This is a genomic window from Streptomyces sp. NPDC025833, from assembly GCF_055558055.1.
Genome location: NZ_JBVHNF010000013.1, coordinates 100980 through 126970 on the forward strand (window position 1 = coordinate 100980; position 25991 = coordinate 126970).

At 70.2% G+C, this 25991-nt stretch carries 22 protein-coding genes; 16 read left to right on the forward strand and 6 right to left on the reverse strand.

Features of this window, described 5'->3' with window-relative positions:
• Nucleotides 1-20 precede the first annotated feature (20 nt).
• The 8 genes from ACZ4K2_RS23950 (at nt 21) to ACZ4K2_RS23985 (ending at nt 7225) form a co-directional block, all read left to right on the forward strand.
• On the forward strand, nt 21-1220 hold the full coding sequence (locus ACZ4K2_RS23950; protein ID WP_467475783.1) for an NAD(P)/FAD-dependent oxidoreductase: 1200 nt from the start codon (nt 21-23) through the stop codon (nt 1218-1220).
• Entirely contained in the window at nt 1217-1471 is a 255-nt protein-coding gene (locus ACZ4K2_RS23955; RefSeq protein ID WP_467475782.1) for a (2Fe-2S)-binding protein, read from the forward strand. The genes ACZ4K2_RS23950 and ACZ4K2_RS23955 overlap by 4 nt, the downstream gene beginning before the upstream one ends.
• Nucleotides 1464-2942: an FAD/NAD(P)-dependent oxidoreductase gene (locus ACZ4K2_RS23960; protein WP_467475781.1), complete on the forward strand. Its 1479-nt coding sequence runs from the start codon at nt 1464-1466 to the stop codon at nt 2940-2942. Before ACZ4K2_RS23955 ends, ACZ4K2_RS23960 begins: the two co-directional genes overlap by 8 nt.
• Nucleotides 2939-3835, forward strand: a complete 897-nt coding sequence (locus tag ACZ4K2_RS23965) for a dihydrodipicolinate synthase family protein (RefSeq protein WP_467475780.1) — start codon at nt 2939-2941, stop codon at nt 3833-3835. Before ACZ4K2_RS23960 ends, ACZ4K2_RS23965 begins: the two co-directional genes overlap by 4 nt.
• 2 nt (nt 3836-3837) lie before the next feature.
• Nucleotides 3838-4839, forward strand: coding sequence for a proline racemase family protein (locus tag ACZ4K2_RS23970; protein WP_467475779.1), 1002 nt, complete (start codon nt 3838-3840; stop codon nt 4837-4839).
• 74 nt (nt 4840-4913) lie between these two features.
• Nucleotides 4914-5249 (forward strand): ATP-binding cassette domain-containing protein, encoded by a 336-nt coding sequence (locus tag ACZ4K2_RS23975; protein WP_467475778.1) that lies wholly within the window; start codon nt 4914-4916, stop codon nt 5247-5249.
• Nucleotides 5250-5252: 3 nt separating this feature from the next.
• Nucleotides 5253-6296 (forward strand): proline racemase family protein, encoded by a 1044-nt coding sequence (locus ACZ4K2_RS23980; RefSeq protein WP_467475777.1) that lies wholly within the window; start codon nt 5253-5255, stop codon nt 6294-6296.
• Nucleotides 6293-7225 carry an ornithine cyclodeaminase family protein gene (locus ACZ4K2_RS23985; protein WP_467475776.1) on the forward strand — a complete coding sequence of 311 codons (933 nt, stop codon included), beginning with the start codon at nt 6293-6295 and terminating at the stop codon, nt 7223-7225. Before ACZ4K2_RS23980 ends, ACZ4K2_RS23985 begins: the two co-directional genes overlap by 4 nt.
• 156 nt (nt 7226-7381) lie before the next feature.
• Here the strand turns inward: ACZ4K2_RS23985 and ACZ4K2_RS23990 are convergent, their stop codons facing one another.
• On the reverse strand, nt 7382-9985 hold the full coding sequence (locus ACZ4K2_RS23990; RefSeq protein ID WP_467475775.1) for a collagenase: 2604 nt from the start codon (nt 9983-9985) through the stop codon (nt 7382-7384).
• Nucleotides 9986-10852: 867 nt separating this feature from the next.
• Here ACZ4K2_RS23990 and ACZ4K2_RS23995 point away from each other — a divergent pair.
• The 3 genes from ACZ4K2_RS23995 to ACZ4K2_RS24005 all read left to right on the forward strand — a co-directional run bounded on the left by ACZ4K2_RS23995 (nt 10853) and on the right by ACZ4K2_RS24005 (nt 14777).
• A complete protein-coding gene (locus ACZ4K2_RS23995; protein ID WP_467475774.1) occupies nt 10853-12289 on the forward strand; it encodes an aminopeptidase P family protein in 1437 nt (478 codons plus the stop codon).
• Nucleotides 12290-12405: 116 nt separating this feature from the next.
• Nucleotides 12406-13848: an aminopeptidase P family protein gene (locus ACZ4K2_RS24000; RefSeq protein WP_467475875.1), complete on the forward strand. Its 1443-nt coding sequence runs from the start codon at nt 12406-12408 to the stop codon at nt 13846-13848.
• Between the two features lie 218 nt (nt 13849-14066).
• Entirely contained in the window at nt 14067-14777 is a 711-nt protein-coding gene (locus ACZ4K2_RS24005; RefSeq protein ID WP_467475773.1) for a GntR family transcriptional regulator, read from the forward strand.
• Between the two features lie 120 nt (nt 14778-14897).
• On the opposite strand, the gene ACZ4K2_RS24010 is transcribed toward ACZ4K2_RS24005, so the two are convergent.
• From ACZ4K2_RS24010 to ACZ4K2_RS24030, 5 genes are all read right to left on the reverse strand, one after another.
• Nucleotides 14898-15761: a DUF3592 domain-containing protein gene (locus ACZ4K2_RS24010; protein ID WP_467475772.1), complete on the reverse strand. Its 864-nt coding sequence runs from the start codon at nt 15759-15761 to the stop codon at nt 14898-14900.
• 3 nt (nt 15762-15764) lie between these two features.
• Nucleotides 15765-16868 (reverse strand): hypothetical protein, encoded by a 1104-nt coding sequence (locus ACZ4K2_RS24015; RefSeq protein ID WP_467475771.1) that lies wholly within the window; start codon nt 16866-16868, stop codon nt 15765-15767.
• A gap of 152 nt (nt 16869-17020) precedes the next feature.
• Nucleotides 17021-17647, reverse strand: a complete 627-nt coding sequence (locus tag ACZ4K2_RS24020; protein WP_467475770.1) for an HAAS signaling domain-containing protein — start codon at nt 17645-17647, stop codon at nt 17021-17023.
• Complete coding sequence (locus ACZ4K2_RS24025; protein ID WP_467475769.1) at nt 17644-18033, reverse strand: PadR family transcriptional regulator; 390 nt, start codon at nt 18031-18033, stop codon at nt 17644-17646. The genes ACZ4K2_RS24020 and ACZ4K2_RS24025 overlap by 4 nt, the downstream gene beginning before the upstream one ends.
• 155 nt (nt 18034-18188) lie before the next feature.
• On the reverse strand, nt 18189-18554 hold the full coding sequence (locus tag ACZ4K2_RS24030; protein ID WP_467475768.1) for a helix-turn-helix domain-containing protein: 366 nt from the start codon (nt 18552-18554) through the stop codon (nt 18189-18191).
• A 425-nt stretch (nt 18555-18979) separates the two neighbouring features.
• On the opposite strand from ACZ4K2_RS24030, the gene ACZ4K2_RS24035 reads away from it, so the two are divergent.
• Genes ACZ4K2_RS24035 through ACZ4K2_RS24055 form a run of 5 tightly spaced genes read left to right on the forward strand, consistent with a single transcriptional unit; the run spans nt 18980 to nt 25947 of the window.
• Nucleotides 18980-19687 (forward strand): hypothetical protein, encoded by a 708-nt coding sequence (locus ACZ4K2_RS24035; protein ID WP_467475767.1) that lies wholly within the window; start codon nt 18980-18982, stop codon nt 19685-19687.
• 5 nt (nt 19688-19692) lie between these two features.
• Nucleotides 19693-20955, forward strand: coding sequence for an NAD(P)-binding protein (locus ACZ4K2_RS24040; RefSeq protein ID WP_467475766.1), 1263 nt, complete (start codon nt 19693-19695; stop codon nt 20953-20955).
• 54 nt (nt 20956-21009) lie between these two features.
• The gene (locus ACZ4K2_RS24045; RefSeq protein ID WP_467475765.1) at nt 21010-21756 is read left to right on the forward strand and encodes a HisA/HisF-related TIM barrel protein; all 747 of its coding nucleotides are present in this window, start codon (nt 21010-21012) and stop codon (nt 21754-21756) included.
• Nucleotides 21757-21767: 11 nt separating this feature from the next.
• A complete protein-coding gene (locus ACZ4K2_RS24050; protein WP_467475764.1) occupies nt 21768-22778 on the forward strand; it encodes a zinc-dependent alcohol dehydrogenase family protein in 1011 nt (336 codons plus the stop codon).
• Between the two features lie 52 nt (nt 22779-22830).
• Nucleotides 22831-25947: an amino acid adenylation domain-containing protein gene (locus ACZ4K2_RS24055; RefSeq protein ID WP_467475763.1), complete on the forward strand. Its 3117-nt coding sequence runs from the start codon at nt 22831-22833 to the stop codon at nt 25945-25947.
• Nucleotides 25948-25991 lie beyond the last annotated feature (44 nt).

Sequence of the window (25991 nt, forward strand, 5' to 3'; positions counted from 1 at the left end):
TCAGATGTATAGCCTAAGCAATGGCATGTGACATTGCACAGGGGGAGGGCCGGGTGACCCTGAAGGTCGTTGTCGTGGGTGCGGGCGTCGTCGGCGCCGCCTCCGCCTTCCACGCCGCCTCGGCAGGCCTGGACGTCACGGTCGTGGACCGGGGCGCAGTCGGGGCCGGCACGACAAGCCGGGGAGAGGGGAACGTCCTTCTCTCCGACAAGGAACCAGGCCCCGAACTCGACCTGGCGCGGCTGAGCCGCACACTGTGGGACGAGGCCGGTGAAGAACTCGGCCCGGAGTCGTTCGAACTGGAGGCCAAGGGCGGTCTGGTCGTCGCGAGCACTGACACGAGCCTCGCGGCACTGCGGGAATTCGCCGCGAGGCAGGAAGCGGCCGGCGTCCGTATCGAGCCCGTCGACGACGTGCGGGACGTCGAACCCCACCTGGCGCCGGGACTCCCCGGCGGCGTTCACTACCCACAGGACGCCCAGGTGCAGCCCGTCCTCGCGGCGGCCGCGCTGCTGCGCGCCGCCGTACGGCGTGGGGCACGCTTCCACACGGGGGAGGTCGTCGGCGCGTTGACCAGCCGGGGCGGCCGGATCACCGGCATCCGGACGGCGACCGGTGACGTCCTGGCCGCCGACGCCGTCGTCAACGCCGCGGGGACCTGGGGCGGTGAGGTGGGCCACCGGCTCGGCGCTCCGATCGAAGTGCTGCCACGCCGCGGGTTCGTCCTGGTGACCGAACCGCTGCCGCCGATGGTCCGGCACAAGGTCTACTCGGCGGACTACGTGGCCAACGTCGCCTCGTCCGACGCCGGGCTGGAGACCTCGTGCGTCGTGGAAGGCACGCACGGGGGCACGATCCTCATCGGTGCCAGCCGTGAACGCGTCGGCTTCGACACCACGATGAACACCGCCGTGGTCACCAGGCTCGCTGCCCAGGCGTGCCACCTGTTCCCCTTCCTGCGCGGAGTCCACCTGATCCGCGCCTATCGCGGCTTTCGGCCCTACTGCCCGGACCACCTGCCGGTCGTCGGCCCCGACCCGCGGGTGCCGGGCGTCGTCCACGCGTGCGGACACGAAGGGGCGGGGATCGGCCTCGCCCCCGCGACCGGCGCGCTCGTGACCGCCCACCTGCTCGGCCGCCCCTGGCGCGGCGCCGAACCGGCGGCACACACCGGCCTTCTGCCCGACCGCTTCCTTACCCTCGGAGGTGCGCCAAAGTGAGCAACGTCATCATCGACGGCGAACCCCTGCCGTTCGTGGAGGGGCAGACCGTGGCCGCGGCCCTTGTCGCCGCCGGCCGGGTCGCCTGGCGTACCACCCGCATCGGGCACCGCCCACGTGGTGTCTTCTGCGGCATCGGCGTCTGCTTCGACTGTCTCGTGACGATCGACGGAGTCGGCGGACAGCGCGCCTGCCTGGTGCCCGCACGTCCCGGTATGACCGTCACGACCGAGGAGGATGGCGATGCGTGAGTCGGCGGACCTCATTGTCGTAGGCGCAGGGCCGGCCGGCATGGCCGCAGCAGCCACGGCTCTGTCAGGCGGACTGCGCGTGCTGCTGGCGGACTCCGGCAACGCCCTCGGCGGCCAGTTCTGGCGGCACCCGCCGGAACACGCGCGGCCGGCCATCCCGACCGAGGACCTCCACCACGGACTGCGCAAGTACCGCGCTCTGTCCGCGGCGCTGTCGGCGAGCCGAGCGGCCGGAAGATTCGACCTGCGCCTGGCGCACCACGTGTGGTCTGTCGTCCGCGAGAGCGACGGATTCGTGGTCCACGCAGCCAACCGGCGCGAGGCACCCACGGAGACCGCCGTGGTCCTGCGCGCTCCGCGGCTCCTCGTGGCGACCGGGGCCTACGACCGGCAACTGCCCTTCCCCGGATGGGACTTGCCGGGTGTGCTCACCATCGGCGGCCTGCAGGCGCTACTCAAAGGCGGCGGAGTCACGGCCGGGAGCCGCGTCGCACTGGGCGGGACCGGACCGTTCCTGCTACCGGTGGCCGCCGGCCTCGCGGCTCGCGGGGTCGAGGTGGTCACGGTATGCGAGGCCGCCGATCCCCGGGCGTGGCTGCGCCACCCAGGGGCATTGCTGTGCAACCCGGGTAAGTGGGCCGAGGGAGCCGGGTACGCTGCCGCGCTCGCCCGCCACCGCGTCCCGGTTCGCGCGCGCACGGCGATCGTCGGCGCCGAAGGAGACGACCGGGTGGCAGCGGTGCGGATCGCCGCCGTGGCGTCCGACGGCAGCCCGCGCCCGGGCACGGAACGGCGGATCAAGGTCGATGCCGTCGGCGTCGGCTGGGGCTTCACGCCGCAACTCGACCTGCTCATCCCCTTGGGTTGCGACCTCACCCACTCCGCGGACGGCAACGCGGTCGTCGCCGTCGACGGCGGTCAGCGCACCAGCGTCCCCGGCCTCTACGCCGCGGGCGAGGCATGCGGCGTGGGCGGGGCGGCGCTCGCGGTGGGCGAGGGGCGCCTCGCCGCCGCGTCGGTCCTGGCGGACGCCGGTGCCGCGCCCGTGCCGGGGATGCACCTGGCCGTGGTGCGCGCCGCGGTGGCCAGGCGGCGCGCCTTCGCTCGGGCCATGACCCTTGCCCACCCGATCCCTCCGGCATGGTCTTCGTGGCTGACCGACGAGACCGTCGTATGCCGTTGCGAGGAGGTGACCGCGGATGCGGTCCGGACCGCGTGCGCCGAGGGCGGCGCACACGATCACCGGCAGGTCAAGCAGCTGACCCGAGCCGGTATGGGCTGGTGCCAGGGACGAGTGTGCGGACCGGCCGTGCACTGTCTCGCGGCAGGCGACGGGGCCTACGTACCCGCGGAACGGCTCATCGCGACCCCCGTCACCCTCGGCGCGCTCGCCGTTCCGGATGAACGACCTTCCCCGAACGATCGTCCGAACGGACGGACCACACTGATGACCGACAAGGAGCGCCCATGAACGAGACCCGCAAGCCCTGGCACGGCGTCATCGTCGCGACCAGCCTCCCCTTCGACGACGACCTCGCGGTCGACTTCGCCGCCTATGGCGACAGCGTCGCCTGGCTCGCCGAACAGGGACTGCACGGTGTCGCCCCGAACGGCTCACTGGGCGAGTACCAGACCTTGACCCACGAGGAGCGCGACCGCGTCGTGGAGACGGCCGTCGCCAACGCCCCGGACGGGTTCACCGTGATGCCGGGCGTCGGCGCCTACGGCGGCGTCGAAGCCAGGCGGCACGCCCGGTTCGCCAAGGACGCGGGCTGCCAGGCCGTCATGTGCCTGCCGCCCAACGCCTACCGCGCCGACGACCGCGCCGTGCTGGAGCACTTCGAACTGGTGGCGTCGGTGGGACTGCCGGTCACCGCGTACAACAACCCCATCGACACCAAGGTCGACCTGCGCCCGGAACTGCTGGCCAAGCTGCACGCCGAAGGGCTCATCGTCGGTGTCAAGGAGTTCTCCGGCGACGTGCGGCGCTGCTACGAGATCTCCGAACTCGCCCCCGGGCTCGACCTCATGATCGGCACCGACGACACCGTCCTGGAAGTCGGTCTCGCCGGCGCCAGGGGCTGGGTCGCCGGCTACCCGCAGGTGTTCCCCCAGGCATGCCTCGCCCTGTACGACGCATCGGTCGCCGGAGACCTGGAGACGGCGTTGCCGCTCTACCGCCGACTCCACTCGGTGCTGCGGTGGGACAGCAAGACGGAGTTCGTCCAGGCCATCAAGCTCGGCCAGGAGATGATCGGCCGGCCCGGCGGCCGATGCCGCCCGCCGCGGCAGCCGCTCGGCCCGGAGACGGAGGCCGTCGTCCGCGCCGCCACCCAGGCCCTCATCGACGGCGGGGTGAGCTGACGATGCGCTCGACCGTGTGCTACCACGCCGTCGACTCGCACACCGAGGGGATGCCGACCCGCGTGATCACGGGCGGGGTGGGCGTCCTGCCCGGGGCGACGATGTTCGAGAGGCGGCAGCGGTTCGTCGCGGAACGCGACCACCTGCGCACCCTGCTCATGTGCGAGCCGCGCGGGCACGCCTCGATGTCCGGCGCCATCCTGCAACCCCCGACCCGGCCGGACGCCGACTTCGGCGTGCTGTTCGTGGAGGTCTCGGGCTGTCTGCCGATGTGCGGGCACGGGACCATCGGCGTCGCCACGGTCCTCGTCGAAACCGGCATGGTCGAGGTCACCGAGCCGGAGACCCGCGTCCGGCTGGACACCCCGGCCGGACTGGTCACGGCACGGGTACGGGTCCGCGAAGGGCACGCCGAATCGGTGACCCTGGAGAACGTCGCGTCGTACTGCCACGCACTCGACCAGGTCGTCGACGTCCCCGGCTACGGAGCGGTGCGCTACGACATCGCCTACGGCGGCAACTTCTACGCTTTCGTCCGGACCGAGGACCTCGGCATCCCCTTCGACCGGACGCAGAAGCAGCGGCTGCTCGACGCCGGACTGGCCGTCATGGGCGCGATCAACAAGCAGAACCCGGTCGCCCACCCGGAGAACCCGGAGATCGACGTCTGCCACCACGTCTATCTCGAAGCCCCCGGATCGACCGCGGAGCACTCCCGGCACGCCATGGCCATCCACCCCGGATGGTTCGACCGGTCGCCCTGCGGTACCGGCACGAGCGCCCGCATGGCTCAACTCCACGCCCGCGGAAGGCTCTCCATCGGCCAGGACTTCCTGAACGAGTCGTTCATCGGCTCCCGTTTCATCGGGCGCATCAGGGAGGAGACGACGGTCGGAGGCCGAACGGCCATCCTGCCCTCCGTGACCGGCCGCGCCTGGATCACCGGCACCGCCCAGTACCTGCTCGACCCGTCGGACCCCTACCCGGCCGGCTTCACCCTGTGAGTGACCTCGTACGCCGTTACCGTGGCGTACGAGGTGCACGAAACCCGAGGTCCGCGGCAACGCCCGGACTACGCATGGCCGAGCGCCGCCCCCAGCAGGGCGGCACCCTCTCCGGAGGTGAGCAGCAGATGCTCGCCATCGGCCGGGCCATGGCCGCCGGGCCCCGGCTGATCATGCCGGACGAGCCGCCGACGGGCCTGGCGTCGCTGATCGTGGCCCAGGTCATGGATGCCGTCGTGTCGATCAACCGGTCGGGCACGGCAGGGCTGCTGATCGAGGAGAACCCACGGGGAGCGCCGAAGGCCGCCCACCGCGGCCACATCATCGAATCCGGCCGCGTGACGCTGACCGGGCCGGCCGCCGAGTTGCGCGCCGCCCCGCAGGTCGTCGCGGCCCGTCTGGGAGCGTGACGGATGACGAGGACCGAGCCGATCGAGACCATCGACTGGCACACCGGCGGTGAGCCGTTCCGGATTGTGCCGGACGGCCCGGCCGCGGTGACCGGTGACGGGCTCACTGTCGCCGAACGCCGGATCGCCGCGATGCACGACGACGACGCCCAGTGGATGCGGAAGCTGCTGTGCGGCGAGCCCCGTGGACATGCGGACATGTACGGCGGTTTCCTGGTGCCACCGGACGACGCCGGCGCCCATCTGGGGGTGCTGTTCTGGCACAGGGACGGGTTCTCCACGGCGTGCGGGCACGGCACGATCGCCCTCGGGGCCTGGGCTGTCGCCACGGGCCGGGTGCCCGCCCCCGCCGATGGGACGACCGACGTCGTGATCGACGTCCCCTCCGGACGTGTCACGGCGAGCGTCCGCACCCGCGGGGGCCTCGTCGAGGACGTGACGTTCACGAACGTCCCGAGCCACGTCCACGCCACCGGCGTCCAAGTCGCGACGGCGCGAAGGACGCTCGGCGTGGATGTCGCATTCGGCGGTGCCATGTACGCCGTGCTGCCGGCGGCAGCCGCCGGACTGCGCGTACGGCCGGACGACGTCGCCCGGTTCATCGCGGCCGCCCGCGAGATCCGCGACGCACTGAACGCCGCAGGCGCCGCCGAGCACCCGTGCGATCCTCGGCTCTCCGGAATCTACGGCACGGTCTTCACCGAGGAGGTCCGCGCCCCACGACTGCGCCCCGACGGCAGCAGACACCTGCACCAGCGCAACATCACGGTGTTCGCCGACGGGCAGGTCGACCGGTCCCCGTGCGGCTCGGGCACGTCGGCCCGGGTCGCGCTGCTGGCCGCGACCGGTCAGCTGCGATACGGCGACGAACTGCGGCACGAGTCCGTCACAGGCTCCGTCTTCCGCGCGCGCATCACCGAGCGGACCACGGCACACGGCGAACCGGCCGTGCTCACGGCGGTCACGGGAACCGCCTATCAGGTAGGTACCTGCCACTTCGGCGTCGATCCCCGCGACACCCTCGATCCCGGGTTCCTCCTGCGATGAACATCCTTCTCGACGCCCAGGACGTCCTTGCACTCGGCCCCGTCGCGGCCGTCGCCGCGATCCGTGACGCCCTGACCGACGGACTCGACCCAGACGGTGACGTGCCGCGCACCGTGCTCGATCTCAGCCACGGTCAGGGACTGCTCATGCCGTCACAGACAGCAGACTGGTTCGGGGTGAAGATCGCGACCGTCGCTCCGGGCAACACCGCGCGTGGCCTGCGAAGGATCAACGCCACGTACCTCCTGCACGACAGCCGGACGCTGATCCCCGTCGCGCTCCTCGACGGGGTCGCGCTGACCAGCCTGCGCACGCCCGCGGTCACGGTCGCGGCCTGTCTGGAGCGGCTGCGCACGCTCGCGGACTCCTCGGACGAGGGTCTGCGGCTCGTGATCTTCGGTACCGGCCCGCAGGGCGAGGGACACGTCCGCACCATCCGGGCTCACGTACCCGTCGCCGATGTCACGGCCGTCACGCGGCGCGGCAGCGCGACCCCGGCATGGGCGGACCGCCACCTGGCGGCGGACGACACAGCGGTCGCCGGCCGCGTCCGCGCCGCGGACGTCGTCGTGGCCGCGACATCGGCCCGCGCACCGGTCGTCGCCGGACACCTCGTGCGCGATTCGGCTGTCGTCCTGGCCGTCGGCTCACACGAACCGACGGCGCGCGAACTCGACGGTGCCCTCATGGGACGCGCGACCGTGGTCGTCGAGAGCCGCGACGTCGCGCTCCGGGAGGCCGGCGACGTCCTGCTCGCCGTGCGGGAGAAGACGCTCGACCCGGCCTCGCTGGTGACCATGGCCGATCTGATCGGCGCGAGAACGGCTGTCCCTCCCGACCGGCCCATGGTCGTGAAGACGAGTGGCATGGCATGGGAGGACCTGGTGGTGGCCGTCGCGGTGTACCGGCAAGGGGGCAGACGACTGTGACCGCCGACAGCGTCCGCCCCTCTGCGGGTGACGGGATCGCCCGGCTGCCGCCGGGCGAGGCGGTGAAGTCCGGAGAGGGGGTCCCCGTACCCCCCGCTCCGGATTCGGCCCGGGGCGGGGGGAGCCGCCCCGGGTCGATGGCGGAGCACAGCGTCGTCAGTAGCTGGTGCTGACGGTGACTCCGCTGAAGCTGCTCACCGCGTAGAGGCTGATGTACTGGGCGCCGGCCGGGGGGTTGGTGATGGTCAGGGTGTGGCTGCTGCCGGCACCCGTGGCGCGCTGCGTGTAGCTGGTGGTGGTGGCCCAGCCGCTGTTGCTGTAGTAGAGGTCCGCGTCACCCGTGCCGCCGGAGGTGGTGATCTTCAGCTGGGTGGTTCCGGACGGGACGTACAGGTAGAGGTAGGCGTAGTTCCCGGTGGTGGCGGACTGGTTGCTGCGCCGGCAGTTCTGGCCCAGTTCGCGGGTGTCGGTGCCGGTGCACTCCGTGCCGGTGCCCCCGCTGCCGCTGACGGTGACGGTCCTGCCGGCGGTGGAGGTGGCGCCCTTGTCGTCGGTGACGGTCAGTTTCACCGTGTAGGTGCCGGCGGCAGCGTAGGTCTTGCTGGGGTTGGTGGCGGTCGAGGTGGTGCCGTCGCCGAAGTTCCAGGACCGGGAGGCGATGGTGCCGTCGGAGTCGGTGGACTGGTCGGTGAAGGTGACCTTCAGGCCTTGCACGACGGTGGTGAAGGCGGCGGTGGGAGGCTGGTTCCCGGGCGGGTTGGTGCCGCCGCCGCAGTCGCCGGCCGCGCACCCGGCCAGCCAGGTGTACCAGTCGCTGTCGTAGCGGCTGCCGATGGTGCTGGTCAGGTAGCCGCGGGCGGCGTTCCAGTTGCCCGAGCGGTAGTGGCCAAGCACGGTGTTCATGTCGGAGGGGTGCTTTTCGAGCATGTACCGGGCGGCGAGGTAGCCCCAGCGGTAGATGCGGGTGGTGTCGTTGCCGTAGGTGGTGCCGAAGAGGGTGCTCAGGGCGTAAGTGCGCCGTCCTGCCTCGGTCATGGCCTCGTTGTAGGGGACACCGCGGTAGGAGTAGGAGACGTACTCCGCGAACCCCTCGATCCACCACACGGTCGGGGTGGTGGTGCCGGCGGTGAAGTCGCCGTACATGTCGAACCGGCCGTCGAGGTAGTGGGTGTACTCGTGGTTGAGGTTCCAGATCTGGAAGTCGGGGCGCAGCCACTCGGCCTCGTAGGCGATGAAGCGCGGCTGGTTGCCGGCTGCCGCCGGGTCACCTTCGAGGTACATCCCGCCGTTGTTGGTGTCGATCCCGTACATGGCACCGGCGTAGGTCTGGTAGTCGGTGCTGGAGTCGAAGACCACGACCTCGATGGTGCTGTTGTTGTCGTTGGCGACGGGGCCGCTGTCGCGGACGATGTTGTGGAAGTACGCGTCCTGGCTGCGCAGGCTGGAGCAGCTCGACGACAGCTCGCTCGAGGTCATCTGCTGGGCCTTGATGGTGATGCTGGAGCTGCACGGGTAGGTGACCGTCAGCACCGAGTTCGCCAGTTGCGACTGCAGGTCGCAGGTGCCGTAGTAGGAACAGTTGGCCTTGTCGTAGTAGTCCGTCATCTCGGCTACGCCGACCCAGAGGGGAGCCGTGGTGCCCTTGATCGAACTCGATTTGAGGAGGCTCGCGGCCAGCGGACGCGTCTTCGGCTGGAGAGGGGCCTCCTGGAGGAATCTGCCCAGTTCGCGTCCTGCGTTGGAGGTGAGGTAGGACTGGCCGGTCCCCAGGAGCGAGAGGTGGCCGGAGGCGAAGTCGTACAGGGAGTCGATGAGGCTGGGGTCGGACTGGACGGCCGTGACGAAGGCGGGCACCTGGTGGCCGCGGAACGTCACCGTGTAGACGTTGTTGACCGCGTTGAGCATCCACCAGGACGCGTTCCACGCGGAATTGTAGTCCGCCAGCAGTCGCTTGAGGACGTGGATGTAGCGGGCGTTCTCCTCCGCGCTGTCGATGAGCGTGACGGCCTCGGCGAGGGTCTCGCCGTTGGCGTCGGTGACGTCGCGGGAGTGTGAGCTGGCGAAGAAGGCGTCCAGACCGGAGCGTATGGCGGTCTGCAGGCTGCTGCCGTAGGTGCCCACCGTGCCCGCGTTGTAGTAGTGGACGTAGTAGCCGGCGCGCAGGTAGAGGACGAGCTGGGGCATGCCGGTGCCGGCGTTGCCGGGGTAGGACGCCGAGCCGTCACGCAGTGCGTAGGCGACCGAGGCCATCTGGGGCTCGCGGAAGGCGTAGTAGGCGTCGCTTCCGGTCACGTTGAACAGCGTGTTCACACAGTCGGTCGTGGACGCCTTGATCTGCTCCACCAGCGCGCTGCCGGTGCGGCTGGTGAAGTCGGAGACGTTGCACGCCGCGGCGGCAGCGGCGCTCGTCTTCCCGGCTGAGTCCTCGGCGGTCGCGTCGGTCGACTTCGAGGGCCGGACCGGCGGTTTCGCGGCCCTGCCGTAGGACTCCTTGAGCGCGTCCTTGCTCGCCGCCAGCGGCGGAAGCTCGGACGCCTTCAGACCTCCCTTACCGACGTGTTCAGCGTCCGCAGCGGCGGTCTGTGCCTCGGGCGCGGAACCGGAGTGCTTACCGCCCCCCGTCACCGCGTGCGTGGCGGCGAACAAGGGCGCTTCGGTGCGCGCGCTGGCGGGTTGCGCCATCAGGCCGGTGCCCATGGCGAGAGTCAGGGCCAGCGGTATCGCCGCGCCCAGACTTCGCCTGACCAGTGATTTTCTCACTACGCCTCCCATGAGGGGACGGGCCACGCAAGACGTGGCCGATGGGGTGGAGGAGGGTCGTGGAGGGGAGGGCCGCGCCGTGGATGCGACGGGAGCACGGCCGGCGCCACGATTGGCATGACCACGACCTACGCCATGTACCATTGCACAGGTGACATGTACTGGGGAAGTCGTCTGGCTGGACTGGCACTTGCCGATTGGTTCACGCGAGCCGTGACGTGACTCAGGGGGAAAAGGAATGTCCTGGTGAGCGCAGAAGCCCCGGCTGAAGTGACGTTCTCCACGGCCGGCATGTAACGCATCCGGACCGAGCACGGCATCGCTCGCTCGCCGGGAAGATGAGCGTGGCCCGGCCGGCACCTCGGCTGCCGCGAGTATGCGAGCGGCATGGTGCAGGCCGTCGCAGGAACGCTGCCCCACGAGCGGACCGTGGGGCGGACGCCGGGTCGAGGTATGGCGAGCCCGGCCACTTCCTGAACGTGAGCATGCAGGGTGCTGTCCGGTGAGGCCAAAGCCAGGTCAGGCCCACAGGCGGAACGCACCCGTGCCGTCCCTCGAGTCCGGAGTGGGTCGACGGTTCCCCCGCAGAGGGTGGCCGCGAGCCGGGGGCGGCGGAGACGGCAACCGCATTATGCGTGTGCGTCGATTCCTGTGGGAGTCGGTCGCGCCCCCTGCGTGGAGTCTTATGCCTGGACCGATGGTTCTGTTATGGCTGGGGCCGTTGTCATGGCGGGTCCACCATGGAAGCCTCCACCTCGCGGCATTTCCTCACCGAGGTGGAGCAATACCCGCGCGCCCCGTGTCGTTCACACCGCCTGGTGATCCCGTCCGTCACCACAGCCCGAACACGTACCACAGGAGGCTTGAATGGCCACGGAGACGGACGAGAACAGGCAGCGAAAAAACGGTTTGTACCGGGCCGTGAGCATCGAACTCGCCGAAAACATGAAGCAAGGCTGGGCGGACACCGAGCGCACCGATCTCGAACCGATCGCGCAAGCGGCGTACACCGCACGCCGCAGGACGGCGCTTTCCGCGCTTTTCCCCGGTGAGCTGCTGGTGATCCCAGCAGGCGACAGCAAGGTACGTGCGAACGACACGGCCTACCCCTTCCGGCCATCCTCCGACTACGTGTACCTGACCGGCGATCAGTCACCAAATGCCGTCCTGCTGCTGGAACCCGATCAGTCCGGCGGACACCAGGCGATCGCCTACCTCCTCCCGCGTTCCGACAGGGACAACGGCGAGTTCTGGCTCGACTACCACGGTGAACTCTGGGACGGGCGCCGCAACAGCCTCACCGAGAACGAACGACTGCTCGGCCTGCCATGCCGCGACGTCCGCACGCTGACCGAGCGGCTCGGCAGGGCCGGCGGCCCCGTCCGTCTGCTGCGAGGCCATGACACAGGCGTCGACGCCGCTCTCGAGAGTACGGCCACAGCCGAGAACGATGCCGAGTTCCGCACGGCTCTTTCCGAGATGCGCCTCGTCAAGGACGAGATCGAGATCGCCGATCTCCGCTTCGCCTGCGAAGCCACCGCCCTCGGCTTCGAAGACGTCGTCCGCGCCCTGTGCACCGCGGCACCCACTCCTGAGCGGTTCATCGAGGGCACGTTCTTCACACGCGCACGGATGGAGGGCAACGACGTCGGCTACGCGTCGATCTGCGCGGCGGGACCTCACGCCACCACCCTGCACTGGGTCCGCAACGACGGCGAAGCCCGTCCCGGCGACCTCCTCCTGCTTGACGCCGGGGTGGAGACCCGCAACCTCTACACCGCCGACGTCACCCGCACCCTGCCCGTGGACGGCCGCTTCAGCCCGATTCAGCGCAAGATCTACGAGGCTGTCTACGCGGCCCAGGAAGCCGGCATCGCCGCCGTCAAGCCGGGTGCCGCTTACAGAGACTTCCACGATGCCGCTCAACGGGTCCTGGCCGAGCACCTCGCCGCCTGGGGCCTGTTCGGCGGCCGGTCCGTGGACGACGCCTGCGAACTGGGACTGCAGCGCCGTTGGACCCTTGCCGGGACAGGCCACATGCTCGGCCTGGACGTCCACGACTGCGCCAAGGCACCCACCGAGAGGTACGTGGACGGCACCCTGGAACCGGGCATGGTGCTCACCGTCGAGCCGGGCATCTACTTCCAGCCCGACGACATGACCGTTCCCGAGGAATACCGCGGCTTCGGTGTACGGATCGAGGACGACATCCTGGTGACCGAAGTGGGCAACGAAAACCTCTCCGTAGGCCTGCCGCGACAGGCCGACGAGGTGGAGGCATGGATGGCCAGGCTGCGCGGCTGACGCCGTGGCCCGCGCCCACCCCACTGGGGCACGGACCACCATGTCGGCCACCTCAGATGGCCAGGGCCAGCACGTGCCTCTCACCGGCAGCGAACCCACGACACCGAGGATTCTCGATGGCAGATCAGGATGGTGCACGCCATACGGACAGCAGGGGAGGAGGACCGGGAGCAGTGGCCGACCAGTTCCGAGGCGGATGGGTGGAGACGGATCTCAGGCCGCCGGTCGTGCCGGGAGCAGCATACGCAGCCAAGCGGCGCTCGGCGGTGTCCGAGCGATTCCCCGGTGAACGGATCATCGTTCCCTCGGGTGGGCTGAAGGTGAGGAGCAACGACTTCGACTACGCGTTCCGGCCGCACTCCGCGTTCGTGCACCTCACAGCCGAACAGGGGACGCAGGCGGTCCCCGACAGCGTCCTGGTCTTCGAGCCCACCGGCAGCGGGCACTCGGTCGCCCTGTTCACCCGGCCGCGGTCGCCGCGCGGTAACGGCTCGAACAGCAGGGAGTTCTACGGCGACCACCGACATGGCGAGTTCTGGATCGGCCGACGCCGGACGATCGCGGAAACCGCGGACGCACTCGGCATCGAGGTCGCCGCACGGGACAATCTGATACAGGCCCTCAGCAGCAACGTCCGCACTCGAGTACTGCGCGGCGAAGACGCGTTCGTCGACGCACTGGTGCCACCGATCCCGGAGGCCGACGCCGAGCTCGTCACCTTCCTGTCAGAGCTGCGACTCGTCAAAGACGAGTGGGAGATCGGCCGGCTGCGTGAAGCCGTCGACTGCACGATCGCCGGCTTCACCGATGTCCTGAGTGAGCTGCCCCAGGCCACCCGCCATGCACGGGGAGAGCGCTGGATCGAGGGCACCTTCAACCGCCGCGCCCGACAAGGAGGAAACGGACTGGGTTTCGACACCATCGCGGCGGCCGGCTCACACGCCTGCGTCCTGCACTGGATGCGCAACGACGGCCCGGTACGGGACGGAGACATGCTCCTGCTGGACGCAGGCGTTGAATCCGACTCCTTCTACACAGGAGACGTCACCAGGACACTGCCGGTGAACGGCCATTTCACCGAGGTCCAGCGCCGCGTCTACGACCTGGTGTTCGCCGCTCAATCGGCAGGCATCACCGCTCTGCGGCCCGGCGCCCCGTTCGCCGCCTTCCACGACGCCGCGATGCGTGTCATCGCCGAGGGGCTGGATACCTGGGGGCTGCGGCCGTACGGCAGGACGGCTTCGACTCCTGCGTCCGACCTGTACCGCCGCTACACCCTGTGCGGCTCGGGCCACATGCTCGGACTGGACTGCCACGACTGCGCCGGCGCTCGAACCAAGGCGTACTCGGCCGGGGTGCTCCAACGCGGTCATGTCCTCACTGTCGAGCCGGGACTGTACTTCCAACCCGACGACCTGACCGTGCCCGAGGAACTGCGCGGCATCGGCGTGCGGATCGAGGACGACTTCGTCATCACGTCCGGCGGAGCGGAATGCCTGTCCTCCGGCCTGCCACGCAGCGCCGAGGAGGTGGAGGCCTGGATGGCGGCTGTGCGCTGACACGACCACCGCCCGCCCGGGCGCGACCGCCGCGGCGAGAGACCTTTTCGCCCCGGTCGCGTGAATGCGGTGAGCCGCACACAGCCCCTTCGCTCCGCGTGGTCATCAGGGAACGGCCGGCAGGCACCTGCGGACGCGCTCAGGTACTCCCCAGCACTCGAAGCAACGTGACATTGTATAGTGGGAGGTCATCGGGCTGGATCGGCGGAGGAGTGCAGATGCCCCATCTTGGATCACGGGCGATCCCTCTCCAGGCCCATCTGCGCGATCAGGTGGCCAATGCGCTCCGCGCGGCTCTCATAGCCGGCGAGCTTCGCCCCGGCATCATCTACTCCGCCCCCACACTGGCGACAGAACTGGGTGTATCCGCCACACCAGTGCGCGAGGCCATGCTGGACCTGGCCAGGGAAGGCCTGGTCGAAGCGGTGCGCAACAAGGGCTTTCGCGTCACTGAGATGACTGAGCAGGATCTCGACGAGTTCACCGATGTCCGAGCACTGATTGAGGTCCCCACGGTGGGTCGCGTGGCCGAGATGGCGAGCGGCGAGCAGTTGGAGGCGCTGCGCCCACTGGCGGAGCAGATCGTCAGGGCGGCTCAGGAGCATGATGTCATCAGATACCTCGAAGCCGATCACCGGTTCCATCTGGAACTGCTGGCCCTGGCCGGCAACCATCACCTCGTAGAGGTGGTCGCCGACCTGCGTAAACGATCGCGTCTGTTCGGACTGGCCAGCCTCAACGAGACAGGTCGTCTGGTTGCTTCGGCCCAGGAGCACGTCGAACTGCTCGACCTGATGGTGGCCGGCCGGATCCAGGAAGCGGAGGGCTGCATGCGCCGGCATCTCGCGCATGTGCGCACCCTGTGGGCGGACGGCCGGGCAGAGGCCGAAGGACGTGAACCTTCCCTTCGGCTCGGTGACGGTCACTGACGTCGGCTCGTCAAGCTGACGCCGGTTCGTCGATCGGTCAGGCTGGTGCCGGCTACACATGCCGTCGAGGGCACCGAGCCGGTAGCGGCTCCAGGGCGGGAAGACGGACCGGCTCCCGGTTCACAGCGCGACCACCCCCACCACGGCCGCCGCCGCCACGAGCAGCACACCCACCACGTTGACAGCCATGTCCCACTTCCAGGAGCGGCGTTCGGCCTCGACGTCCAGGACGAAGAGGGCCGGGTCGTCGAGGGCGTAGTGGATCGTGAGGTTCCGGCCCAGTGAATCCGCGGGGTCCGGGATTCCGGACTCGCAGTAGGCCGTGACCTCCCTGCCATCGAGGGTGGCGAAGGTGACGACCGGCATCAGGTTGGTCAGGGTGCTGCCGTCGTTGGAGTCGACGGTGACGCTCTTGAGGACGGCGACGACACGGCCGGTTACGGCGGCCATGGCTGCCAGTTGGTCGATACGGCGGTTCCTGTCGCGGATGTTCCCGGGCAGGTGGTACAGGCCGGAGAGGGCCCAGGGTCCGCAGAAGCCGAGCAGCGCCCACGGCCAGCCCCAGTCGATCGCAGCGACGGCGATCAGACCGGCGTAGACGAGGAAGAGCGCGAAGTTCGCCCAGCCGAGGCCGCGCCCGCCTTCGGAGAGGTGGTTGGCGAATCGGAATGCGTGGGGTCTGCCGCGCGGATAGTGGACCCCGATCTCCCGGCCCGTCCAGGCCACGCTGATCCTCTCGCCGCGCTCACCCTCGTTGGTGACGGTGAACTCCTGCTCGGTGGAAGGGTCCTGGAAGGAGACGACCACGGCTATCCCGTCGCTCGGGGAGCTTCCGTGCCGGGGCTCGTCCACCCGCTCGATCCGTCCCGTCGCCCGGACCGTCCGCTGTGCCCGGGTCATCCCGGCCAGCGACCTCCCGTATCCGACCAGCGCCCATGCGCCGAACACCCCGCACCACGGCGCCAGATACACATGCCAGTCCATGGATCAGCCTCCTGCCGAGACACGCCGTACGACCTTGCCCTGCTCGTCCGCCTCCAGATAGGCGGTGCCTTCGGAGCCGGTCACGGAGACCCTGAGGGCCACCTTGCCGGTGAGGCGGTCGGCGGTGAGCTGCCAGGTGCGCGGGGAGTCGACTGCGAGCGTGGTCGTGGCCTCCCGTACCAGGGCGGGGACACGGTCGTACGGCAGGGAATCCATGTCGAGGCGGGAGGCCGGCTGGGTGCCGGTGGGGGCGAAGACGACCGTCAGCAGGCGTTCCTGTACAACGAGGGTGAGCGCCTGCTGCTTGTCCTCGCTCTTGGCGAGCGCGGTGACGGCACGGCCCAACGCGCCCTTCTCCAGGAAGGATTGACCGGGGCCGAGAGCCACTGTGCCGGTCGCCGACGACACGATGGTCGTGGAAGACGAGGAGGTGCTGGGGGAGGAGACCGAGGGCCGCGCGGTGTCGGTGTCGTTCTGGTCGAACAGGTCTGCGCGGAACAACAGGACGACGAGGGCCGCGCCGAGCAGGAGGCCGAGGAACCCGAGCAGGGTGGCAGCGCAGCCTTCCAAAGGATCGCTCGCCCGGGCCGGTCCGGGTGCCGAGTCGAGGCGGGCCGAGGCGGCCCGTTCCTCCCAGTCCGGTGTCGGTCGTTTGACGATCCTCGCCTTCAGCGGCCGGTCCGGCGGGTACTGGACGACCAGGATGCCGCGCGGCCTGTAGTCGGGCAGGTCGGCGAGGTTGATGTTCTGCGTGAACTCGACGCGGTACGCCGGTGCGTCGTCCGGTGCGACGGTGAGGTCGAACTTCACCGGTATGTCGCTCGTCTCACCCCCGACGGCCTCCAGGCTCTCGATCATCGCGAGGGCCAGGTGCGGCGGGATCTCCGCCTCCCGGGCGCGCCTCGGCAGGCCGGCGAGGTAGCGGATCAGGACGTAAACCGCGAGCAGGCACGCTCCCCCGACGATCAGCGACTCGTTGTCAATGACGATCCCGACGACGACGGCCGCCAGGGACGCCCCCGTCACGCCTCCCGTGAGAAACCCCCGGGCGAGCGCGACGGGCCTGTTGTGCGTGGGCGGCGGCGAGGCGCTCGTGGTGATCGTCATACGGGCGATTGTGCTGGGCTCAGGTGACGTCCGGTAGACCTCGGAATGATCTCCGGCAGCTGTTCTGCGTGGCCTGAGGAGCGAGTCACTGCTGAAGCGCCCCCCGATACGACAAGACCGCCACCTCCCACGAAGCAGCGGTCTCTCTCGCCTCACTCCTGCTCTGGACAGGAACCGTTTGAAGACGGACGCTGGCGGACCCTGGTGCGCCACAGCCATCCCACGCCGGCCAGCGTAAGGAGAAGGCCAACGGCGGCTCCGGGCCAGCGCCACGCGTCGATCACGGCGTAGTTCCGGGGCACGACGAAGGCCAGGTACCAGACCACGTTCATCGTGGCGGGCAGGAGCGTGGCCAGGGTGAGGCCTGTCCACTTCCGGGCCGCCGTCCAGTGGCGGGAGCGGCACACCATTACCACGGCCGTGACCTTCATGGCGAGGCTGGCCCAGTCCAGGAGCACGTGGTCTCCCGCATAGGGCAGCACGCCGCTGACAACCAGCAGAAGGAGCGGCAGCCAGGCAGGTGAGCCGCGACGGTTCGGCTTGCGCGCGGGGGGCTGGATGGTGTGGCCGAGTTCGTGGAGGGCGGTGTCGGCGATCGTGCGGGGGTCGCCCACTTCGTGGAGGATCGTGCGGACGTCGCCGGGTCGTTCGGCGCGTGCGACTTCGATGTGCTCACTGAGGTCTGCGAGGAGTTCCCGGCGGGCTGCCGGGGGCAGTGCTGTGCTCTCGCGTTCCACGGTCGCGAGGTACTCCCGCACCAGGGTGTCGTCGGTCTTCAAGGTTGCGCCCTTCCGGGATCGCGCCGTTGCCCGGTGGGCGGCGTGAGGAGGTGGTTGACGGTGTCGCGGAATGCCGGCCAGATGTCGGTGAAAGCGCTGAGTGCCGCGCGTCCCGTCTCGGTCAGTTCGTAGTAGCGCCGGGGCGGCCCGGTGGCGGATTCCTCCCAGGTGGTGACGACGAGTTCGGCCCGCCTGAGCCGTGACAGCAGGGGGTAGACGGTGCCCTGACTCGTGGCGAGCACGGTGTCCTGCAAGTCCTTCAGCAGCTCGACTCCGTACTTGGGGCCCTCTCGCAGAAGCGCCAGGACGCAGTACTCGAGAACCCCTTTACGAAGCTGGACCTCGACCTTCTCCGGAACCTGGTTACTTGCTCCGCCAGTTACCATGCATCACAAGGTACCAGGCATCACAGCCACCCTGGGCCGCCGGCTCGCACGGGGGGGGGTGATGTCCGCGTCCGTGATCGTGGGGGTGTCCCGGAACCGCCAGAGCCAACCAACCCCAAGCCCTGCTGCACAGGTTGACGATCAAGTTGGCTGCTTCACCTGCGCTGCCGGACGGCGGCGCCGAAGTACTGGGCAATCGCCTCGGCCCGGCCCGAAACGCCGAACTTCCGGTAAATGGAATGCAGGTTGTTCTTCACCGTACGCTCCGCTATGCCGAGTGTGCGGCCTATTTGGCGATTCGACATTCCGGTCACCAGTAGATGGAAAACCTCACTCTCGCGATCCGTGAGGGATTCGATCCTGTTGTCGGGTAACCCTGGTTCCGCGGCGGACGGTTCGGAGTCCGGCTGACGCTCTTCCACCAAGATGCGCAGTAAACGAATGATCTCATCGATATCCCGGAGCAGCGCCCGAAGACTGCTCGCAATATCCTGGTAGCAAGGTTCTTCTTTGTCGGGCATGACATCGCCCCCCGGGTATGGGTCTGTTGCTCATGAACGGGTCAGCGGCGCTGGCGTCGACAAGCGGTACAGACAGAGCCGTTGTTCCCTGGTTCGCGGGGCGGGGAACCTGCCGTCCGGTCAGCGTCCGCCGGCGTGGCAGACGCTCGCTCCGCGCCTTGCCCCCGCCTCTGCACAGGGTTCCCACACCGGTGACCAGTGCCCCTGGGGCACCTTGAGCCACCGGACGGCGACCTCTCGCGAGTGCCGGCCCGCCGCCAGTTTCGAGGAACTTCGGCAAACCGTCACGGCGGGCGGGCGAAAGAGTGACCAAAGGACCTGATGCCGTATCGAAGGTACCTTATTCCGCGCTGTTTCCGGGTTCGGGGCATGGGCACTCGCGGCAGCGTCGAACAGAGAAGGCAGAAAGGCTGGGGGAAGAGTCGATGAACGCCGGTCCCGTATCTGCTGCAGCACAGTTATTCGTCGAGCAGGAGCAGATCGTCAGGCAGCGCGACAACGCGCTGCTGCGCTTCGCACGTGACGGCCGGGTGCGCCGGCAGCATCTTCGGCGCCTGGTGCAGGCCGACCAACTGTGTCTGGAAACCGAGACCGTCTCCTACGCGGTACTTCTCGCCCGGTTCCCGAGTGGACCGGCTGCTGATCTCTTCGCCGGGCTCAACGCCGTCCTGCGTTCGCTCAAGCCGAGCCTGGACCGGTGCGCGAGGGCACTTGACTCGTCCCCCTCCTCCGCCCTCGACCCGGCGAAGGACGCCAACGCGTTCGCCTTCCCCAGGGCGGTTTCCTGGATGTGCCTGCACGCCGCCCCCGTTGACGCCGCGCTGGCACTGCGCTCTGACTTCGCGGCCTACGCGCGGGAGTCCCGAGAACTCGTGCGGACGCTGACCGACAGTGGCACCGATGTACCCGAGGCGTTCCGTGACCACTACGGCTCGCCGGCACCCGCGGAACTGCTGGACCTGGCCGCCGCCGTCGTGGAGGACGGTGTCCTCCAGGAGGGCTGCACGTCCGGCCGCGCCGCGTCCGTCGCCGACATGTTGCTGACCGGTCTCGACGGCTTCTGGCTGTTCGCCGCCGGGGAACGACGAGCGTCGTCCGCGGTCGCCGCGGGCCTGCGAAGCCGGCAGGGGTGACGGCCGTGCGCGTAGGAATAGCGGGCGGCGGGATCGCGGGTCTGACGCTGGCCTGGTTGCTCGGCGAAAGCCACGAGGTGCTGCTGCTCGAAGAGCGACCGCGGCTGGGCGGGAACGCGGAGTCGGTCCGGACGACCGCGCGCGGCGGTACGTGTGTCATCGACCTCGGTGTCAGGGAGACACCCGTCGAGGCGTCCCCTGCCTGGCGGCAGGTGGCGGCGTCGGCAGGTGTCCGGGCGGAGGACCTGGTGGGGACCACCTCCTCCCGCGTGGTGTTCCGCGAGCACGAGCGCTCGGCTCTGTGGGTGTCCGCCGCCGACCCCACGGACACGACGAGGCCGGTCACGACCGACGGACCGGCGTACGGGGCCATGGCCCGTCTGGCCGAGGAATCAGCGCGGTGGGAGGCGGAGGGGACGTCCTGGGACCTCACGCTCGACGACGTCCTGAACTCCTGGTCGCCGCTCTCCTCCTCGGTGGAGCACCTGCTGTGCGCACTGCCGGCTTCCCTCCACGGCTGCACACTGGAAGAGGCACGGCACCTGTCCGCGCGGGCAGTCGGGGCGACACTCACCCCGCCGGGTGCGGTCCCCCGGACGACGTACCTGCGTTCCGGGACCACGTCCCTCGTCCACGGGCTCGCCGCCGACTCTCGTTCGGCCAGGATACGACTGGGCACCGGCCTTCGAACGGTGCGCCGGGCAGGGTCGGGGTTCGAACTCGTGGACGGAGCAGGGGCGGTCCACCCGGTGGACGCGGTGGCCCTGGCTCTTCCGGCGGACCGTGCCCTCGCCTCGCTCTCCGGTCTGGCAGGCACGAGCGCCTGGCGAGCCGCGCTGAACTCCATCGCGTACCGGGAAGTGACCTACGCCCTGCACCGCGACCCGTACGGGATGCCCGAGGACCGGCGCCTGTGGTCCGCCGGCAACACGACCGTGGACGGGCACCGAAGCCAGACGACGACCTGGTACGGGCCCTCGCTGGGCGTCGACCTGTTCGTCAGTCAGGTCGACCACCGCTCCGGCCGGCCCCGCGTGGAACTCGCCCGCTCCTCTTTCCGGGCGACACTCCCCACGCCGGCGGCGTGCCGGGCGCGCCGGCGACTGGGCCGGATCGAGGCGGGGCAGCGCCTGCTCTTCCTCGGACACTGCACGACCCCGGTGGAAACGCAGGAAGCGGTCATGAGATCGGCTCTGGCCGTGGCACATCACCTCGCGCCCCGCGGCGAACGGCCGCGAAGGCTGCGCAACTCCTTGGAAGGCGGATGACTGATGCGGCATGACAGCGATACCACGTATTCCCGGGCCCGGGCGGCCCGACGGGTGATCCCTTGCATCGACGTGCGGGACGGGGTGGCGACCGATCCGTCCGCGATCCCCGGTCTCGCCGATCCCCTCGACGTCGTGGGCATCGCCGCCGGCTACGCCCATGACGGTGCCGGTCAGTTGTTCCTGGATGTCGTCGACCCCTGGACCGCCATCGGCTACCTGCCGGAACTGTTGCGCGAGTTGCACAAGACCGGCCTGGAGCTGCTCGTCTCCGTGCAGCACGGGGTTCTGCCGTCGCCCCCGCAGTGCGCGGAGTTGCTGTCCGCCGGTGCGGACGCGCTCTCGGTCAGTACCAGCATGGTCGAGGAACCCGACCGGGTGGCGGAGGCGGTCCGCCTCCTCGGGGGACAACGGCTCGTCGGCGTCGTGAACTGCTCCGGGGACCGGCAGCGGGGATGGCGGGTCCGTATCCACGGTGGCGCCACGCTCACCACCGCGGACGCCGTCGCGGTGTCCCGGCGGTTCGGGGAGCTGCGCGTGCGCGCGCTGCTCGCCAACAACGTGGACCGTGAGGGCACCGGCATCGGTTACGACCTCGATCTGACGCGCGCCACCGCCCGTGTGTCCGGGCTTCCGGTCATCGCTTCGGGCGGTGCGGGCTCGGCGGCACAACTGGCCGACGCGCTGCGCGGCGGCGACGCCACCCACGTACTCGTCAACAAGGTCGTCCACAGCGGCCGGCAGACGGTCGGTTCGCTGAGCGAGAGCCTGTGCCGGCACCTGCTCGGAGAAGCGGACTGATCATGCGGGCCGTGGCCTTCCAGGCATATGGTGACCCCTCCCGTGTGCTCCGCCTGACGGACTTTCCCCGCCCCGAACCGGGCCCGGGCGAAGTGCGGGTACGGCTCTCCGCCCGCCCGATCAACCCCTCGGACCTCCTGTTCGTCCAGGGTTCCTACGGCCGCGACGCACGCTTCGCCCCGCGACCGGCCGGCGGCGCCCCGGACGGCGGCTGGGCCGTCGCCGGATTCGAGGGCGCGGGCACCGTGGACGCGCTGGGTCCCGGTACGGGAGGGCCCATGCCGGGCACCCGGGTGGCGGTCTCCGCCACGGGCGCCACGGGAACCTGGCAGGAGCACGTCTGCGTACCCGGCGCCTCGGTGATCCCGGTCCCGCGCGGCGTGTCCACCGAGGCCGCCTGCCAGCTCACCGTGAACCCCTTCACCGCCCACCTGCTCGTGCGAGACATCGCCCTCGATCCGGGCGACACGCTGCTCCTCACCGCTGGGGCCTCCGCCGTGAGCCGCATGGTGATCCACCTGGCGAACGAGCGCGGTGTCCGGTGCCTGCCCGTAGTCCGGCACCGCGATCAAGCGCGCGCGCTCGCCCGCCCGGGGACGCGGCCCCTGACGGTCGTCTCCGCCGACGCCCTCACCGAGGCCGTGCGCGGCGCCGTGGAGCACGGCCAAGTGGGAGCGGTGCTGGACGCGGTGGGCGGGTCCCTGGGCGCCGCAGCGCTGCGCTGCCTGCGGCCTGCCGGGCAGTTCGTCTCCTACGGCATGCTGTCCGGTCGCCCCGTCCCGGTGAGCCCCGACGACCTGGTCTTCCGGCAGGTGAACATGTGCGGCTTCTGGCTGCCCGCCCGTATGGAGCGCCTGGACGAGCGGGAGCTGAGTTCCCTCACCCAGCAGGTCCAGGCAGCCGTCGTACGCGGCCTGCCCGGCCTCGAGGTCGCCGAGTGCCGCGACCTCGCCGACTTCCGGTCCGCGCTCGGACACACGATGCGCCCGGGACGCGGCGGCAAGGTCGTCCTCACCGGCTGACCACGGCAAGTGCCGCACCTGCCGACCGGACCACCCACGAAAGGATCCGTTCATGCCGTCGACGGCGCCCACCCCGAACGGCCGCGCCCCCGGGTACGCCCGCGCGTATGACGAGACCCGTGCCGACTACCCCCGCGACGCGCTGCTCCCGGACCTGTTCACCCGGCAGGCACGGCAGTCCCCGGACAGCGAGGCGCTGGTGTGGAGCGGCGGCCGCTGGACGTTCCGGGAACTCCACGACAGGGTGCTCCACGCCGCCGAACGGTTACGGGCCCGCGGCGTCGGCGACGGCGATGTCGTCGCCGTGCTCCTCGACCGCTCCCCGCAGTCGGTGGTGACCACGCTCGCCGTTCTGGAGGCAGGCGCCGTCCACCTCCCTCTCGACCCGGCAACCCCTTCCAGCCGGCTCGCCGCGATGATCCGGGACGCGTCCGCCAGGTGCCTGGTGACCGTGCCCGGTCCCACTGCCCTGCCGTCCCTCCCGCTCGTCCGCGTCACCACTCGCGAGCTGGAAGGGGTGCGGGAAGCACGGCGGGAACCGTGCCGCACCGCGGATCGGGTGGCGACGGACGCCGCGTACCTCATCTACACCTCCGGTTCGACCGGTGTGCCCAAGGGCGTGCTGTGCCACCACCGGGGGCTCGTCCGCTTCGTGACCGCCACCCACCCGGCGGTTCCCGGACCCGGCGACCGCCTGCTCGCCACGGCCAGCCCGGCGTTCGACGTCTCCTGCTACGAGATCTTCTGCACCCTGCTCAACGGGGCGTGCCTGGTGCTCCCGGACCCCGGCATCCTGCTCGACACGGAGGCGCTGGCGCAGTGCCTGCGCGACCAGGGCATCACCACCCTGTGGCTGGCTGCCGGACTGTTCCACGTCCACGCCGGATCCGCGCCCCGCATGTTCTCCGGACTGCGATGTCTGATGGTGGGCGGCGACTCGGTCAGCCCCGGCGCCGTCCGCGGCGTACTGGCCCACGGCGCGCCGGGCGCCCTGGTCAACGGCTACGGGCCGACGGAGAACGGCGTCATCAGCACCTCGTACACCGTGCGCGACCTCTCCGACCAGGCGGAACTCGTCCCCATCGGCAGGCCGGTGCCCGCCACCACCGTCCACGTGGTCCGGTGCGACGGCAGCCCGGCCGGGGCCGGGGAGGAGGGGGAACTGTGGGTGGGCGGGGACGGCGTGGCGATCGGCTACCTGAACGACCCGGAACGGACCTCGGAGCGCTTCGTTCCCGACCGTTTCGGTGACGATCCGCGCGGTCGCCTCTACCGGACGGGCGACATCGTGCGCCGCCGGGACGACGGCGTGCTGGAGTTCCTGGGGCGCACGGACAGGCAGGTGAAACTGCGAGGCTTCCGGATCGAGCTGGACGAGGTCGAGGCCGTGCTGTGCACCCACCCCGACGTCCGGGAGGCCGCCGTGGACGTGCTGGGCGAAGGTCCGGGGCAGCACTTGGGCGCGGTCGTGGTCGGTGCCCCGGGCGTCGACGCCACCGTCCTGGCCGCGCGCCTGCACGATCACGTCCGGGACCGCCTGCCGGCCCACATGGTGCCCGGCAGGCTCGCCTGCGTCCCGGATCTGCCGCTGACGACGAGCGGCAAAGCGGATCACGCCCGTCTCCTGTCCCGGCTCACTCGTCCGGCGGCCGGTGGTCACGAGGGCGAAGCGCCGGCACGCGGGGACGAGAGGGCCGTCGAGCGGATCTGGTGCGAGGCCCTGGGCACGGACAGCCTGCGACGGGAGGACGACTTCTTCGCGCTGGGCGGCACCTCGTTGACGGCGACACACGTCGTCGCGGCCATCCGCCGTCACTTCGGTATCGCCCCGGACAGCGGCAGTGCCCTCGTCCACGAGCTGCTGAACCATCCGACCCTCGGGGCTTTCGCGGGGCGGGTGCGGTGTCTCGCCGAGCAGGGGACGGCGCGGGTGTCACGCGGCAAGCCGGACTTCGACGCTGAGGCGCGACCGCACCGGGCGATGCCGTTCGCCGAGCCCGCGCGCGAAGTCGGAGGCGTCGGAAGGATTTTCGTCACCGGTGGCACCGGTTTCCTCGGTGTCCACCTCGTCGACCGGCTCCTGCGGGCGGGCGCGGAGCACCTCTACTGCCTCGTTCGCACACGGGACGAGGCGGACGGCGTCGCGCGCATGGCCGCCCGGATGCGACGCTACGGCCTGGAGCCGCGGAACGTGGGCGGACGAGTCACGGTGATCCCGGGCGATCTGTCCTTCCTACGGTTCGGACTCGGCGGCACCGCATGGGAGCGGCTGGCGCGGGACTGCGACCTCGTCGTGCACTGCGGCGCGCGGGTCAACTTCGCCTACCCCTATGGTGCGCTGGCTCCGGACAACGTCGGCGGTACGCGCGCGGTCATCGAACTGGCCGCCGCGCACCGGCTCAAGCCCGTGCACCACATCTCGACCGTCGATGTCCTCGCCGGCCTCGGCCCCGCGGGCGTCCTTCACGCGTCGGAGAGCACACTGCTCGCCCATCCCGACCGGCTGCCAGGCGGCTACGCGGAAACCAAGTGGGTCGCGGAGAAACTGGTGGCGCAAGCCGCGCGTCAGGGGCTTCCCGCGTCGATCCACCGCCTGTGCGAGGTCACGGGCACCAGCGACCGGGGCGTGTGGAACACCGACACCCTGATGTGCGCGCTGTTCCGCACCATCGCGCAGGGCGGCGAAGCCCCCGACGTGCCGTTGCCGCTCGACTTCGTCCCCGTGGACCACGCGGCCGACGTGATCACCCGGGTGATCACCCACGAGCGGCCCGACGGCCGCGTCTACCACATCACCAATCCCGATCCGGCACGTCTGTCCCTGCTCGTGGAGCGCATGCGTGCGATGTCCTACCGGGTGCGCACTGTCGGATACCGGGAATGGGTGGCCGAGGTCGCCCGGGCAGTCGACACGGATCCCCGACACCCGATGGCGCCGTACCTCCCACTGCTCGTCGAACCCGCGTCCGGCACGGAAGGCGCCTCCGCGCAGCCGTACTTCACGACCGCGTTCCCCCGGCTCGACCGGGACAACACCGCGCGTGTGTCGGCGGACGCAGGGCTGGCCTGCCCGCCGGTGGACGCCCGGCTGATCGACCTCTACCTCGGACGTCTCCGGGACAGCGGGTACCTGCCGCAGCCGCGAACCACCGGCGTCCCCGTCGTCTGAACCGTTCGCCAACCGCACCGACGACGGTCGTCCGTCGTCGACCA

Coding starts and splice junctions, on each gene's coding strand:
- ACZ4K2_RS23950 (WP_467475783.1), top strand. CDS start 21: ATGGCATGTGACATTGCACAGGGGGAGGGCCGGGTGACCCTGAAGGTC.
- ACZ4K2_RS23960 (WP_467475781.1), top strand. CDS start 1,464: ATGCGTGAGTCGGCGGACCTCATTGTCGTAGGCGCAGGGCCGGCCGGC.
- ACZ4K2_RS23965 (WP_467475780.1), top strand. CDS start 2,939: ATGAACGAGACCCGCAAGCCCTGGCACGGCGTCATCGTCGCGACCAGC.
- ACZ4K2_RS23970 (WP_467475779.1), top strand. CDS start 3,838: ATGCGCTCGACCGTGTGCTACCACGCCGTCGACTCGCACACCGAGGGG.
- ACZ4K2_RS23975 (WP_467475778.1), top strand. CDS start 4,914: ATGGCCGAGCGCCGCCCCCAGCAGGGCGGCACCCTCTCCGGAGGTGAG.
- ACZ4K2_RS23980 (WP_467475777.1), top strand. CDS start 5,253: ATGACGAGGACCGAGCCGATCGAGACCATCGACTGGCACACCGGCGGT.
- ACZ4K2_RS23985 (WP_467475776.1), top strand. CDS start 6,293: ATGAACATCCTTCTCGACGCCCAGGACGTCCTTGCACTCGGCCCCGTC.
- ACZ4K2_RS23995 (WP_467475774.1), top strand. CDS start 10,853: ATGGCCACGGAGACGGACGAGAACAGGCAGCGAAAAAACGGTTTGTAC.
- ACZ4K2_RS24000 (WP_467475875.1), top strand. CDS start 12,406: ATGGCAGATCAGGATGGTGCACGCCATACGGACAGCAGGGGAGGAGGA.
- ACZ4K2_RS24005 (WP_467475773.1), top strand. CDS start 14,067: ATGCCCCATCTTGGATCACGGGCGATCCCTCTCCAGGCCCATCTGCGC.
- ACZ4K2_RS24010 (WP_467475772.1), bottom strand. CDS start 15,761: ATGGACTGGCATGTGTATCTGGCGCCGTGGTGCGGGGTGTTCGGCGCA.
- ACZ4K2_RS24015 (WP_467475771.1), bottom strand. CDS start 16,868: ATGACGATCACCACGAGCGCCTCGCCGCCGCCCACGCACAACAGGCCC.
- ACZ4K2_RS24025 (WP_467475769.1), bottom strand. CDS start 18,033: ATGGTAACTGGCGGAGCAAGTAACCAGGTTCCGGAGAAGGTCGAGGTC.
- ACZ4K2_RS24030 (WP_467475768.1), bottom strand. CDS start 18,554: ATGCCCGACAAAGAAGAACCTTGCTACCAGGATATTGCGAGCAGTCTT.
- ACZ4K2_RS24035 (WP_467475767.1), top strand. CDS start 18,980: ATGAACGCCGGTCCCGTATCTGCTGCAGCACAGTTATTCGTCGAGCAG.
- ACZ4K2_RS24055 (WP_467475763.1), top strand. CDS start 22,831: ATGCCGTCGACGGCGCCCACCCCGAACGGCCGCGCCCCCGGGTACGCC.